At 68.3% G+C, this 12,750-nt stretch carries 11 protein-coding genes and 1 tRNA gene; 2 read left to right on the top strand and 10 right to left on the bottom strand.

Features of this window, described 5'->3' with window-relative positions:
• The first annotated feature begins 605 nt into the window (after positions 1 to 605).
• On the top strand, positions 606 to 1,718 hold the full coding sequence (locus TX83_RS13030; protein ID WP_064748381.1) for a LacI family DNA-binding transcriptional regulator: 1,113 nt from the start codon (positions 606 to 608) through the stop codon (positions 1,716 to 1,718).
• 200 nt (positions 1,719 to 1,918) lie between these two features.
• On the opposite strand, the gene TX83_RS13025 is transcribed toward TX83_RS13030, so the two are convergent.
• The 10 genes from TX83_RS13025 to thrS all read right to left on the bottom strand — a co-directional run bounded on the left by TX83_RS13025 (position 1,919) and on the right by thrS (position 10,278).
• Positions 1,919 to 1,995 (bottom strand) — tRNA-Pro (locus TX83_RS13025).
• A 141-nt stretch (positions 1,996 to 2,136) separates the two neighbouring features.
• Positions 2,137 to 2,493: a MerR family transcriptional regulator gene (locus TX83_RS13020; RefSeq protein WP_057948383.1), complete on the bottom strand. Its 357-nt coding sequence runs from the start codon at positions 2,491 to 2,493 to the stop codon at positions 2,137 to 2,139.
• On the bottom strand, positions 2,486 to 2,788 hold the full coding sequence (locus TX83_RS13015; protein ID WP_031370383.1) for an integration host factor subunit alpha: 303 nt from the start codon (positions 2,786 to 2,788) through the stop codon (positions 2,486 to 2,488). Before TX83_RS13015 ends, TX83_RS13020 begins: the two co-directional genes overlap by 8 nt.
• Before the next feature lie 45 nt (positions 2,789 to 2,833).
• Positions 2,834 to 5,233 (bottom strand): phenylalanine--tRNA ligase subunit beta, encoded by a 2,400-nt coding sequence (gene pheT / locus TX83_RS13010; protein WP_064748380.1) that lies wholly within the window; start codon positions 5,231 to 5,233, stop codon positions 2,834 to 2,836.
• Between the two features lie 106 nt (positions 5,234 to 5,339).
• Positions 5,340 to 6,350, bottom strand: a complete 1,011-nt coding sequence (gene pheS, locus TX83_RS13005; RefSeq protein ID WP_064748379.1) for a phenylalanine--tRNA ligase subunit alpha — start codon at positions 6,348 to 6,350, stop codon at positions 5,340 to 5,342.
• Positions 6,351 to 6,366: 16 nt separating this feature from the next.
• Positions 6,367 to 6,786, bottom strand: a complete 420-nt coding sequence (locus TX83_RS13000) for a hypothetical protein (RefSeq protein WP_141233497.1) — start codon at positions 6,784 to 6,786, stop codon at positions 6,367 to 6,369.
• Between the two features lie 135 nt (positions 6,787 to 6,921).
• Entirely contained in the window at positions 6,922 to 7,281 is a 360-nt protein-coding gene (gene rplT, locus TX83_RS12995; RefSeq protein ID WP_064748377.1) for a 50S ribosomal protein L20, read from the bottom strand.
• A 12-nt stretch (positions 7,282 to 7,293) separates the two neighbouring features.
• Positions 7,294 to 7,491 carry a 50S ribosomal protein L35 gene (gene rpmI, locus TX83_RS12990; protein WP_027083463.1) on the bottom strand — a complete coding sequence of 66 codons (198 nt, stop codon included), beginning with the start codon at positions 7,489 to 7,491 and terminating at the stop codon, positions 7,294 to 7,296.
• Positions 7,492 to 7,779: 288 nt separating this feature from the next.
• The gene (gene infC / locus TX83_RS12985; protein WP_075575150.1) at positions 7,780 to 8,304 is read right to left on the bottom strand and encodes a translation initiation factor IF-3; all 525 of its coding nucleotides are present in this window, start codon (positions 8,302 to 8,304) and stop codon (positions 7,780 to 7,782) included.
• 72 nt (positions 8,305 to 8,376) lie between these two features.
• Positions 8,377 to 10,278, bottom strand: a complete 1,902-nt coding sequence (gene thrS / locus TX83_RS12980) for a threonine--tRNA ligase (RefSeq protein WP_064748376.1) — start codon at positions 10,276 to 10,278, stop codon at positions 8,377 to 8,379.
• Positions 10,279 to 10,888: 610 nt separating this feature from the next.
• Here thrS and TX83_RS12975 point away from each other — a divergent pair.
• Complete coding sequence (locus TX83_RS12975) at positions 10,889 to 12,745, top strand: ABCB family ABC transporter ATP-binding protein/permease (protein ID WP_075575149.1); 1,857 nt, start codon at positions 10,889 to 10,891, stop codon at positions 12,743 to 12,745.
• Positions 12,746 to 12,750: the final 5 nt, after the last annotated feature.

The following is a 12,750-nucleotide window of genomic DNA, read 5'->3' as shown; positions in this document are numbered from 1 at the left end:
CGCTTCGGTGTCTCGCTCATCGGTGTTGCCTCCTGCTGCCGACAGGGCAGCGCTCCCGGCGGCGGACACTAGGCCAGCTGATTTGTGACTTGCAATTGCTGCAAATTAATGTGTTTTTGCATGATAGTTTGCTCAAACTGTTGTCACATTTGTTGCAACGGCCGTCGTGCCCTGCAAACTCCATGCAATTGCATCGGAAACAGTCCAGACTCGACCCGGCATCCCTCGCACTTCGCCCCGACCAGACGTTGCAGGAGCCTCGGCGTGCATCAGCGCTTCCCCAGCCCGATCAATCGCTTGGAGCGAGGCGGCGCCCGTTTCGCAGGCCCCGGCGAACACTGCACACCCGTCCGATGGCATCGCCGGGCAGCGCCCGACCCGCACCGACAGTCGCCCCGGCGGTCGAGGACGATGCCCTCGCCCGCGCGGACGGCAGGCCCTGTTCGATGCCCGGTGGTACCGACGGGTATTGCTGCATCCGCACAACGAACTTGCGCGAACCGGCGGTGCCGGCGCTTCGGCAACGGCGAAGCGGCTAGGGAAAACGCACACATTCGGCCGGCCGGTGACGCCTGCGCCTGGGATTTCGGGCGCATCGGCCGGCGGTGGCGGGCAACGCCGCCGAACGCTCGTCATCGCCCCGCACCGGCGCCCTCGCTTCGGAGGTCCCTGCCTTGACCCAGCCAGACGACGCGAAGCAGCGGCAAAGGAAACTTCGGCTCGAAGACATCGCCAAGCAGGCGGGCGTGTCGATTTCCACGGTATCGCGGGCCCTAAACGGCGGCGCGCGGGTCAATGCCGACACCCGCCAGTTGATCCTCGGCCTGGCCGAGAACGCCCGCTACAACACGCCGGGCCGACGCCGGTCGCGCGCGATGCCCCGCCCCGGCGCGGCCCCGCTCAAGGTGGTCATGGCGCCATCGAACGAACTGCCGACCGAACCGATCAATCCTTTCAGCCTCGGCCTGCTGGGCGGCATCGCCAAGGCGATGCGCGAACGCGGCCTGGACTTCTCGGTCAGTCACTCCGTGCCGGCCGATGCCCGCTCATTCAACGAACTGCTCGAGTCCAACGGTTCGGAAGTGATGATCGTTCTTGGCCAGCAGCAACTGCACCCGATGCTGAACCAGTTGGCGCGCGACGGATTCCCGTTCGTGGTCTGGGGCGCCGAACTGGAGGATCAGTCCTATTGCTGCGTCGGCTCGGACAACCTCAGAGGCGGCCAGCGCGCCACCGAGCATTTGTTGCGCCTGGGCAGAAGACGCATCGCCTTCCTGGGCGGCCTGCAGACCATGGAGCTGAGCCAACGCCACCAGGGCTACCTGGCCGCCCTGGAGCGCGCTTCGCTCAAGCCGATTCCCGATCTGCACCTGCGCTCCAGCCTGCGCCCCGATGTCGCCGCCGAGGCCGTCGACACCCTGCTCCAGCGCGGCACTGCGCTGGACGGGATCGTGGCAGCCAGCGACATGCTGGCCATCGGCGCCATGCGCTCACTGGCCAAACACGGCCTGCGGGTGCCGGACGACGTCGCCGTGGTCGGCTACGACGACATCGAAATTTCTGCCTATACCCACCCTTCGCTCACCACCCTCCGCCAGGACCCGGTCAAAGCGGGCCGATTGCTGGTCGCGAAGGCCTTGTTGGCGCATGAAGGCAAAAAGCCCCATTCCGAACGCCTGCCGGTCGAACTGATCGTGCGCGAATCGTGCGGAGCCTGAGCGCGGGGCCGCTCTGATTTCCCCGGGGCGCCACGCGGCAACCAGGCTTCGGCGATGCACGCGCGAGGCCGTTCGAACAAGACAGGAAAGATATGGCGAGGCTCCGGGGCGCGATGCCGCCGCTTCGGGATCAGGCCCGCCTGCGCGAGCCGGCTCATTTTCGAGCGACTGGCATGGCCCCTGTGTTCCGCAACATCGAATGGTCGGGACGGCCGGATTCGAACCGACGACCCTCTGCCCCCCAGGCAGATGCGCTACCAGGCTGCGCTACGCCCCGACGTGTGTTGCGATGTACCGCTCGTGGCGAGCGGGGCGGCAAGTATAGCCGTAAAGCGGTGGGATTGGGGATTCGGGATGAGTCGAAGCGCCACGGCCCCGCTCTGCCAATCCCAAATCCCAAATCCCGATTCCCGGCGCTTCAGCGCCGCAGCAGCTGCAGCACCTCTTCCAGCTCCATCCGCACCTGCTTGACGATCTGCGAGCTCAGCGCCGACTCGTCCTTGGCCGCCTCGCCTTCCAGGCGCAGGCGCGCGCCGCCGATGGTGTAGCCCTGTTCGTACAGCAGGCCGCGAATCTGCCGCACCATCAGCACTTCGTGGCGCTGGTAGTAGCGGCGGTTGCCGCGACGCTTGACCGGGTTGAGGGTGGGGAATTCGGTTTCCCAGTAACGCAGTACATGCGGCTTGACGTCGCACAGCTCGCTGACCTCGCCGATGGTGAAGTAGCGCTTCGCCGGAATCGGCGGCAGTTCGCGATTGCTGCCCGGATCAAGCATGCTCCCCTCCGCTGTACGCTTCGACGCGTTCCTTCAGCTTCTGGCCCGGACGGAAGGTCACCACCGTCCGCGCCGAAATCGGGATCTCTTCGCCGGTCTTCGGATTGCGCCCCGGCCGCTGGTTTTTGCGACGCAGATCGAAATTGCCGAAGCCCGACAGTTTGACCTGGCGGCCCTGCTCCAGCGCTTCGCGCAACGCGTCGAAGAACGCGTCGACGAATTCCTTGGCCTCGCGCTTGTTCAGTCCGACTTCGTCGAACAACCGCTCCGCCATTTCCGCTTTGGTAAGTGCCATTGTGTCCTCTGCGCAACGCCCGGGGCGGGACGCCGATCCAATCGCTCAGGCGCGCAGTTTCGCGCCGTGTTCGCGCTCGACCGCCGCGGTGACTTCGGCCACCACCGCATCGACCTCCCGATCGGTCAGGGTGCGCGATTCATCCTGCAGAATCAAGCCCATAGCGAGACTCTTGAATCCGGTTTCCACGCCCTTGCCCTGGTAACGGTCGAACAGGACCAATTCCCGCAGGCTGGGGCCGGCGGCCGCCCGCACGGTCGCCTGAACAGCGCCCCAGGAGACGCTGTCGGCGACGATGAACGCGCGGTCGCGGCGCACCGAGGGGAAGCGCGACAGGCCGCCGGCGCGCGGCAGGGCGCGCTCGCTCAGCGGGGCCAGGTCGAGCTCGAACGCGATCACGTCCTGGTCCAGGTCCAGGGCACGCTGCAGGCGCGGGTGCAGCTGGCCGATCCAGCCCAGGCGGCGCTCTTGCCCGCCGTCGACCCGCCACACGTCGGCCGAGCGGCCCGGGTGGGCCCAGGCTGGCCGGCTCGGACGGTACTCCAGGCTCGCGCCGGCGCAGGCAGCCAGGCTGTCCAGGTCGCCGCGCAGGTCGTGGAAACCGACCGCGCGCGCCGGCACCGCCCATTGCTCGGCGCTGGCGGTGCCGCAGACCGCGACGGCGACGCGCTGGGTCTCGACCGGCGCCGCCGCAGCGTCGCCGGCATGGAACACGTTGCCGAGTTCGAACAGCCGCACCCGCCCCTGCTGGCGCGCGGCATTGCGTGCCAACGCGGCGACCAGGCCGGGCAGCAGCGAGGTGCGCATGATCCCGAGCTCGGCGCTGAGCGGGTTGGCCAGCGGCACCGCGCCGGCCTCGGCCTGCCACAGGCTCAGCCAGGCGGCGTCGACGAAGGCGTAGTTGATCGCCTCCAGGCAGTCGCGCGCGGCCAGTTGGCGGCGCACGGTGACCGCGTCGACCCGGCCCTCGCTGGGCGCGATCAGGCGCGCGGCGCCGCCCGGCAAGGTGGTCGGGATCTTGTCGTAGCCGTGGATGCGGGCGATCTCTTCGATCAGGTCCTCTTCGATCGCGATGTCGAAGCGGCGGCTCGGCGGAGTCACCCGCCAGCCGTCCTCGCTGCGCTCGAGCTTGAGGCCGAGCGCGCCGAGGATGCGTTCGACCTCGGCGTCGGCGACGGTCAGCCCCAGCACTCGCGCCAGGCGGGCGCGGCGCAGCGCGACCGGATGCGGCTGCGGCAGGTGGTCCGGCAGGGCCGATTCGACCACCGGGCCGGGCACGCCGCCGGCGATGTCGAGGATCAGCCGGGTCGCGTACTCGACCGCGGTGCGCGGCAGTTCCGGATCGACGCCGCGCTCGAAGCGATGGCCGGCGTCGGTGTGCAGGCCGAGCTTGCGGCCGCGGCCGATGATCGCCGCCGGGGCGAAGTGCGCGGCCTCGAGGAACACGTTGCGGGTGGCGTCGGTGACGCGGGTGTCGTAGCCGCCCATGATGCCGCCGAGCGCGACCACCCGCTGCGCGGCGCCGCGGCCGTCGACGATCGCCAGGAACTGTTCGTCCAGCGTCACGTCCTGGCCGTTGAGCAACTTGGTCGCCTCGCCGGCGCGGGCGCGGCGCACGCCGACCGGGCCCTGCAAGGTGTCGCGGTCGAAGGCGTGCATGGGCTGACCGATCTCGAGCATCACGTACTGGGTGACGTCGACCAGCAGCGAGACCGGACGCACGCCGCTGCGGCGCAGGCGTTCGGCCATCCATACCGGAGTCGGCGCGCTCGCGTCGACGCCTTCGATGACCCGGCCGCAGTAGCGCGGCGCATCGGCGCCGGCATCGAGCTCGACCGCCAGGGTCTCGGCGCTGACGGCCGGCACCGCGGCGATGTCCAGCGCTGCGACGCTGGCGCCGGTGGCGGCGGCGACGTCGTAGGCGATGCCGCGCACGCTGAAGCAGTCGGCGCGGTTAGGGGTCAGCTTGATTTCGATGCTGGCGTCCGGCAGGCCCAGGTACTGCGCCAGCGGCGTGCCGACCGGCGCGTCGGCCGGCAGTTCGAGCAGGCCGGAGGCATCCGGGTCGACGCCCAGTTCCTTGGCCGAACACAACATGCCGAAGGACTCGACCCCGCGCAGCTTGGCCGCCTTGATCGCGATTCCGCCCGGCAACTGCGCGCCGACCGTGGCCAGCGGCGCGATCAGCCCGGCGCGCGCGTTCGGCGCGCCGCAGACGATCTGCACCGTGCCTTGCCCGGTCTCGACCTGGCAGATCTGCAGGCGGTCGGCCTCGGGGTGCCGCTCGGCGGAAACGATGCGCGCCACGACCACGCCCTGCAGGGACTCGCCGAGCGCGACGACTTCTTCGACTTCCAGCCCGATCGCGGTCAGCGTCGCGGCGAGCTGCTCGCGCGAAACGGAGGTCGGGACGTGCTGGCGCAGCCAGTTTTCGCTGAATTTCATGGGGAGCCGGGATTTGGGATTCGGGATTCGGGATTTGCAGAGCAGGACTCGGGAAAGGGACGGATCCGCTGTGCGAATCCCGAATCCCCAATCCCGACTCCCCGCCTCAGGCGAACTGCCTGAGGAACCGCACGTCGTTCTCGAAGAAGCTGCGCAGGTCGTCGACGCCGTAGCGCAGCATGGTCAGGCGCTCCACGCCCATGCCGAAGGCATAGCCGGTGTAACGCTCCGGATCGATGCCCACATTGCGCAGCACGTTCGGATGGACCATGCCGCAGCCCAGCACTTCCAGCCAGCGGGTGCTGCCGTCGGCCTGCTGCCAGGCGATGTCGACTTCGGCCGAGGGTTCGGTGAAGGGGAAGTAGCTGGGGCGGAAGCGCATCTCGAAATCGCGCTCGAAGAAGGCGCGCACGAATTCGGCCAGGGTGCCCTTGAGGTCGGCGAAGCTGGAATGCTCGTCGATCAGCAGGCCTTCGCACTGGTGGAACATCGGCGTGTGGGTCTGGTCGCTGTCGCTGCGGTACACCTTGCCCAGCGCGATCATGCGCAGCGGCGGCTTGTTCTGCAGCATGTAGCGCACTTGCATGCCCGAGGTGTGGGTGCGCAGCAGGCGCGCCACGCCGGCGCCGTCGGGCGCGAAGTAGAAGGTGTCGTGCATCGCCCGCGCCGGGTGGTGCGGGGGGAAGTTCAGCGCTTCGAAGTTGTGCCAGTCGTCCTCGATCTCCGGGCCGTCGGCCAGTTCGAAGCCGAGCCGGCCGAAGATGTCGGCCATGCGTTCCATGGTCCGGCTGACCGGGTGCAGGCCGCCGCGCTCCGCGTCGATGCCGGGCAGGGTCACGTCGATGGTTTCGGCGGCCAGGCGCGCGTCCAGCGCGGCAGCGTCGAGGGCGCTCTTGCGCTGAGCCAGCGCTTCGGTCAGCGCGTCGCGGGCCTTGTTGATCGCCTCGCCGGCGGCCTTGCGCTCCTCGGCCGGCAGCGCGCCGAGCTGCTTGAGCTGGGCGGTGACGCTGCCGGACTTGCCGAGCAGGGCCACGCGCAGCGCTTCGATGGCGTCGGGAGAATCGGCCGCCGCGATGTCGGCCAGCGCGTGCTGCGTCAGTTGCTCGATCTGCGCCATGTGCTCAGGTTTCCTTTCACTTGCCTTGCGTTGAATTGCCTCGCGATCGGCCCCGGCGAAGCTGTTCCGCCCAGGCCCTCGCCTCTTCGCTGCCCGCTTCGACCGATCGTCTGGTCGCCTCGTCGCAGCCCGCCGCCGATTCCGGAGCTTCGGTCGCGACCGTCGCGTTGAGCACCACGCCGAGCAGTCGCTGGGCCGGAACCCGCTTCTGCAACTGCTTGGTGATCGCCATGACGTCGTCGTCGAACTGGCCGGTGCGCGATTCGTCCAGCACCTTGCACTGCTCGTTGCGGCCCCTGGCGAGCATCACCGCGGCGTAGCGCTCCAGTGTCGCGGTCTCGCCCGCACCGGTCTCCCGCGCCGACGCCGCCATCGCACCCCACGCCCACCCCAGCAACGCCAGCGTCCGCAGACCGCGTCCTGCGCATCCCTTCATCGCCCGCTCCTCGAACCGCCCGGTTCGCCGGGCCCAGAAACGACAATGGGGAAGGACTTGCGCCCTTCCCCATGCCTTAGGTTCCCCGTGAAAAGTCCGCACGCGCAGGTGCGGGCTCTTGCGGAGGGATCCGCCTTAAGCCGCGAGCGCGCTCTTCGCCTTTTCCGCCAGCGCCGCAAAACCCTTCGCGTCGTGCACGGCGATGTCCGCCAGCACCTTACGGTCGAGGGTGATGCCGGCCTTCAGCAGGCCGTTGATGAAACGGCTGTAGCTCAGGCCGTTGATGCGGGCCGCCGCGTTGATGCGGGTGATCCACAGCGAACGGAAATTGCGCTTCTTCTGCTTACGACCGATGTAGGCGTACTGCAGGGCCTTCGTCACCGCCTGCTTGGCGACGCGGAAGACCTTGCGGCGGGCGTTGTAGTAGCCCTTGGCCTGCTTCAGGATTTTCTTGTGACGGCGACGCGCCGTAACACCACGCTTAACTCGTGCCATTTTTCAGTCTCCTCACAAATACGGAAGCATGCGGTCCAGACGGCCGGCGTCCTCGGCGCGAACATGGTTCGTCTGCCGCAGGTTGCGCTTCCGCTTGGTCGCCTTCTTGGTGAGGATGTGGCTCTTGTTGGCGTGGCCGCACTTGTACTTGCCGGAAGCGGTCTTCCGGAAGCGCTTGGCCGCCGCCCGATTGGTCTTGATCTTGGGCATTGCGATGTCCTTTCGGAGGTTTATGTCACTGGCCTGGGCGGTGGCTTGCGGCGCTGACGCGCCCGGCCACTCTTTCCGTCCTGCCCTTGCCGGCTTGTAAGTCGTTGATCTGAAACGAATCCACGACAGGTCCGTGAACTTGCATACAACAAACCCGGCGAACCGGGCCGCATAGTATGCGGCCTGGGCGCCGGGCTTGCAAATATTTCGAAGGAAATCAGTCGATTGGCGCCGCCCGCCGGGTCGCCCCGGCGGCGCGCGGGCCCGCCCCGCACCGGGGCCGGGCGCTTACTGCTTCTTCTTCGGGGCGATCATCATGACCATCTGCCGCCCTTCCAGGCGCGGACGCGATTCGACCACGATGTCCTCGCCCAGGTCGGCCTCGATCCGCGCCGCCATCTCGCGACCGAGCTCCTGGTGGCTCATTTCGCGGCCGCGGAAACGGATGTTGACCTTGACCTTGTCGCCCTCTTCCAGGAAGCGGCGCATGTTGCGCAGCTTGATCTGGTAGTCGCCCTCGTCGGTGACGGGACGGAACTTGAGCTCCTTGATCTCGACCTGCTTCTGCTTCTTCTTGGCCTCGTTGGCCTTTTTCTGCTGCTCGAAGCGGAATTTGCCGAAATCCATGATCTTGCAGACCGGCGGATCGGCATTCGGCTGGATTTCGACCAGATCCAGGTCTTCCTCTTCGGCCATGCGCAGGGCTTCGTCGCGCGTGAGCACGCCGATCATCTCGCCATCGCTGCCGATCACGCGCACGCGCGGTACGCGGATTTCCTGGTTCTTTCGATTCGGCTTCTCGGGGGTACTGATTGTTGGATCTCCAAGGTGGCTCAGGCCGTCCCGGGCTCGTGCCGGGACGGGGTATACGGGCTGCGCGCGGCTTTAGCCGGCCTTCTCGGCCTTCAAACGCGAGGCGAACTCGGCGACGGTCATCGTCCCCAGGTCTTCCCCACCCCGCGTCCGCACCGCGATCATGCCATTTTCCTTCTCGCGGTCGCCGGCCACGAGCAGGTACGGCACGCGCTGCAGCGTGTGCTCGCGAATCTTATAGCCGATTTTTTCGTTCCGCAAATCGGCCTCAACCCGGAACCCTTGATTTGCAAGGAGTTTCCGGACGTCCTCCACATAATCGCCCTGGGCGTCGGTGATGTTCATCGCCACCGCCTGGACCGGGGCCAGCCAGGCCGGGAACTGGCCGGCGTGGTGCTCGATCAGGATGCCGATGAAGCGCTCCATCGAGCCGACGATGGCCCGGTGCAGCATGACCGGGGTGCGGCGCTGGCTGTTCTCGTCCACGTACTCGGCGCCGAGCCGGCCCGGCATCATGAAGTCGACCTGCATGGTGCCCAACTGCCAGGTGCGGCCGATCGCGTCTTTGAGGTGGTACTCGATCTTGGGGCCGTAGAAGGCGCCCTCGCCCGGCAGCTCCTGCCACTCCACCCCGCAGGCCGACAGGGCGCTGCGCAGCGCGGCCTCGGCCTTGTCCCAGGTGGCGTCGTCGCCCAGGCGCGACTCGGGGCGCAGGGCGATCTTGATCTGGATGTCTTCGAAGCCGAAGTCGGCGTAGACCGCCAGGGCCTGGCGGTGGAAGGCGGTGACCTCGGACTCGATCTGGTCTTCCAGGCAGAAGATGTGGCCGTCGTCCTGGGTGAAACCGCGCACGCGCAAGATGCCGTGCAACGCGCCGGAAGGCTCGTTGCGATGGCAGGAGCCGAACTCGCCGTAGCGGATCGGCAGGTCGCGATAGCTGTGCAGGCCCTGGTTGAACACCTGCACATGGCCCGGGCAGTTCATCGGCTTGACCGCGTAGGTGCGCTTCTCCGACTCGGTGAAGAACATGTTCTCCTTGTAGTTGTCCCAGTGGCCGGACTTCTGCCACAGCGACACGTCCAGGATCTGCGGGCAACGCACTTCGCCATAGCCGCTGTCGCGGTAGACCCGGCGCATGTACTGCTCGACCACCTGCCAGATCGACCAGCCCTTGGGGTGCCAGAACACCAGGCCCGGCGCCTCTTCCTGCAGGTGGAACAGGTCCTGCTGCTTGCCGATCTTGCGGTGGTCGCGCTTCTCGGCTTCCTCGATGCGCTGGATGTAGGCGGACAGCTGCTTCTTGTCGGCCCAGGCGGTGCCGTAGACGCGCTGCAGCTGCTCGTTCTTGGAGTCGCCGCGCCAGTACGCGCCGGAGATGCGGGTCAGCTTGAAGGCCTTGAGGAAACGCGTGTTCGGCACGTGCGGGCCGCGGCACATGTCGACGTATTCCTCGTGGTAGTACAGGCCCATCGCCTTCTCGTCGGGCATGTCCTCGACCAGGCGCAGCTTGTAGTCCTCGCCGCGCGAGGCGAACACCGCGATCACCTCGTCGCGCGGCGTGACCTTCTTGATCACGTCGTAGTCCTTGTCGATCAGCTCGACCATGCGCTTCTCGATCGCGGCCAGGTCGTCCGGAGTGAACGGGCGCTCGTACCAGATGTCGTAATAAAAGCCCTCGTCGATCACCGGGCCGATCACCATCTTCGCGGTCGGGTACAGCTGCTTGACCGCGTGGCCGACCAGGTGGGCGCAGGAGTGGCGGATGATCTCGACGCCCTCGGGGTCCTTGGGGGTGATGATGCGCAGCTTGGCGTCGTGGTCGATGCGGTCGCTGGCATCGACCAGCTTGCCGTCGACTTCGCCGGCGACGGTGGCCTTGGCCAGGCCGGCGCCGATCGAGGCGGCGACCTCCATGACCGAAACGGGGTGGTCGAATTCGCGGCGGCTGCCGTCGGGAAGGGTAATGGCGATCATGGCTTCGTAGGCTTGGAAATCTGGCTCACAGGGGCGGCGTGGAGCATCGCGCCCCAGCCGGATAGTCGGGGCGGGAGCGCGGTCGCGGATGACGCCGCCGCTGCGGGAAAATCGGGGAATCCGGTGCTTCGGACAAGAAAAAAGCGCCGCGAGGGCGCCTGCGTGAGCGGGGCCTGCGCGGGGTCAGCGATGGGCGCGGGTAGTGTCCATGTCGCACGCTCGGCCGGCGGGTTGGCGCGGGCCACCTTCTGTCGCGGACGCGGCCGGATGCCGCGTCGTCGCCGGTAATAGTTGGGGACGGGACGGGGCCAAGTCAACCGTCCGTCGCCCGCGAGACCGCGACGGGGCGCACATGGGAATCGCGCGCGGCTGCGGTACCGTGTGCGCTTCAAGGACGCCATCTGCGTGGGGACGTGATGGAAATCAGGGAAGCCGGCCGCGCTGCGCGCGGCTGCGGAGCAGCTTCGGCACCGGTTTCCGCCGGCGGCCGAAGCCTTGGGCGGTCCGCCCGCCGTGGCGCCCCCCGAACCGGCGATCGTCGCGATCGGGCGGCTCGGGGGCTTCCGCGCCGCGCCGATGCCCGCCCTCTGCGCTCGCACCGCGGCGGCCGATGAGCGACGCCGCCCCCTCCTCCGCCGCGCCGACCGCCAGCGGCTCCGCCCTGGCCGTGCTGCGGCGGCTGCTGCCGACGCTGTGGCACTACCGCGGCCGGGTCCTGCTGGGCCTGGCGCTGGTGCTGGGCACCAAGCTGGCCCTGGTAGGACTGCCGCTGCTGCTCAAGCAACTGATCGACGCGCTCGGCCAGCAGCCGACCGCGTTGACCGTGCCGGCCGCGCTGCTGATGGCCTACGGCGCGCTGCGGCTGGCCTCCTCGCTGTTGCAGGAACTGCGCACGATCATCTTCGCGCGGGTGCTGGCGCGCAGTTCGCGCGAGGTCGGCCTGCGCGTGTTCGCGCACCTGCACGCGCTGAGCCTGCGCTTCCACCTCGACCGCCGCACCGGCGCGGTCGGCCGCGACCTGGAGCGCGGCATGGGCTCGATCTCCGAACTGCTCGACACCCTGCTCTACATGGTGGTGCCGACCCTGGTCGAGCTGGCGCTGATCGTCGCCATCCTGGTCGCCGGCTACGACTTGTCCTTCGCCGCGATCACCTTGGCAACGCTGGCGACGTATCTGGCCTTCACCTACCGCATGACCGAATGGCGGCTGCGCTGGTACCGGCAAATGAACCAGGCCAATACCGAGGCCAGCGCCGGCTCGGTGGATTCGCTGCTCAACTACGAAACCGTCAAGTACTTCAACAACGAAGCCTTCGAAGCCCGTCGCTTCGACCAGCGCCTGCGCGAGCTGGAAGACACCGCGGTCAAGAGCCTGAAGGCGGCGTCGCTGATGGGCATCGGCCAGGCGGCGATCATCGCCGTGGGCCTGACCGCGCTGCTGTGGCGCGCCGCCGCCGGCGTGGCCGACGGCCGCATGAGCCTGGGCGACCTGGTCCTGGTCAACGCCTACCTGCTGCAGATGGCCGCGCCGCTGAGCTACCTGGGCGTGATCTACCGCGAAGGCAAGCAAATGCTGGCCAACCTGGAGCGGATGTTCGCCCTGCTCGACGAACCGGTGGAGGTGCGCGACCGGCCCGGCGCCCCGCCGCTGCGCGTGGCCGGCGGCGAGGTACGGTTCGAGGACGTGCGTTTCCGCTACGGCGAACGCGAGATCCTCGCCGGCATCGACCTGACCATCCCCAGCGGCCGCACTCTGGCGGTGGTGGGCAGCACCGGCGCCGGCAAATCGACCCTGGCGCGGCTGCTGTACCGCCACTACGACCCGGACGGCGGACGGGTGCTGGTCGACGGCCAGGATCTGCGCGAGGTGGCCGTCGATTCGCTGCGGCAGCGCATCGGCGTGGTGCCGCAGGACACCGTGCTGTTCAACGAATCGTTGTACTACAACATCGCCTACGGCCGCCCCGACGCCAGCCGCGAGGAGATCCTGGAGGCCGCGCGCGCCGCGCGCATCCACGACTTCATCCAGGCCCTGCCGCAAGGCTACGACACCGGCGTGGGCGAGCGCGGGCTGAAGCTCTCCGGCGGCGAGAAACAGCGCATCGCCATCGCCCGCACTCTGCTCAAGCGGCCGGCGATCCTGATCTTCGACGAAGCCACCTCGGCGCTGGACGCGCACACCGAGAGCGAGATCCAGCGCGAATTGCGCCAGGCCGCGCAGGGCCGCACCGCGCTGGTGATCGCCCATCGCCTGTCGACCGTGATCGATGCCGACCAGATCGTGGTGCTGGACGCCGGCCGCATCGTCGAGCGCGGCGACCACGCCGGGTTGCTCGCCGCCGGCGGCCGCTACGCGGCGCTGTGGGCGATGCAGCAGCGCGGCGCGCCCGCGCACGACGCGGACGACGCCAGCGCCGCGGATGCCGACGCTCCCGAACCGATCCCGACTCCCGCCCTCACCGACTGAAGGAA

Origin of the sequence: Lysobacter antibioticus HS124, from assembly GCF_000336385.2 — a bacterium.
Taxonomy (GTDB): domain Bacteria; phylum Pseudomonadota; class Gammaproteobacteria; order Xanthomonadales; family Xanthomonadaceae; genus Lysobacter; species Lysobacter firmicutimachus.
The sequence above is the reverse complement of the archived record's forward strand: the minus strand, read 5'-3'. Positions and strand labels throughout refer to the sequence as shown.

Coding starts and splice junctions, on each gene's coding strand:
- TX83_RS13020 (WP_057948383.1), bottom strand. CDS start 2,493: ATGCTTGATCCGGGCAGCAATCGCGAACTGCCGCCGATTCCGGCGAAG.
- TX83_RS13015 (WP_031370383.1), bottom strand. CDS start 2,788: ATGGCACTTACCAAAGCGGAAATGGCGGAGCGGTTGTTCGACGAAGTC.
- pheT (WP_064748380.1), bottom strand. CDS start 5,233: ATGAAATTCAGCGAAAACTGGCTGCGCCAGCACGTCCCGACCTCCGTT.
- pheS (WP_064748379.1), bottom strand. CDS start 6,350: ATGGCGCAGATCGAGCAACTGACGCAGCACGCGCTGGCCGACATCGCG.
- TX83_RS13000 (WP_141233497.1), bottom strand. CDS start 6,786: ATGAAGGGATGCGCAGGACGCGGTCTGCGGACGCTGGCGTTGCTGGGG.
- rplT (WP_064748377.1), bottom strand. CDS start 7,281: ATGGCACGAGTTAAGCGTGGTGTTACGGCGCGTCGCCGTCACAAGAAA.
- rpmI (WP_027083463.1), bottom strand. CDS start 7,491: ATGCCCAAGATCAAGACCAATCGGGCGGCGGCCAAGCGCTTCCGGAAG.
- thrS (WP_064748376.1), bottom strand. CDS start 10,278: ATGATCGCCATTACCCTTCCCGACGGCAGCCGCCGCGAATTCGACCAC.
- TX83_RS12975 (WP_075575149.1), top strand. CDS start 10,889: ATGAGCGACGCCGCCCCCTCCTCCGCCGCGCCGACCGCCAGCGGCTCC.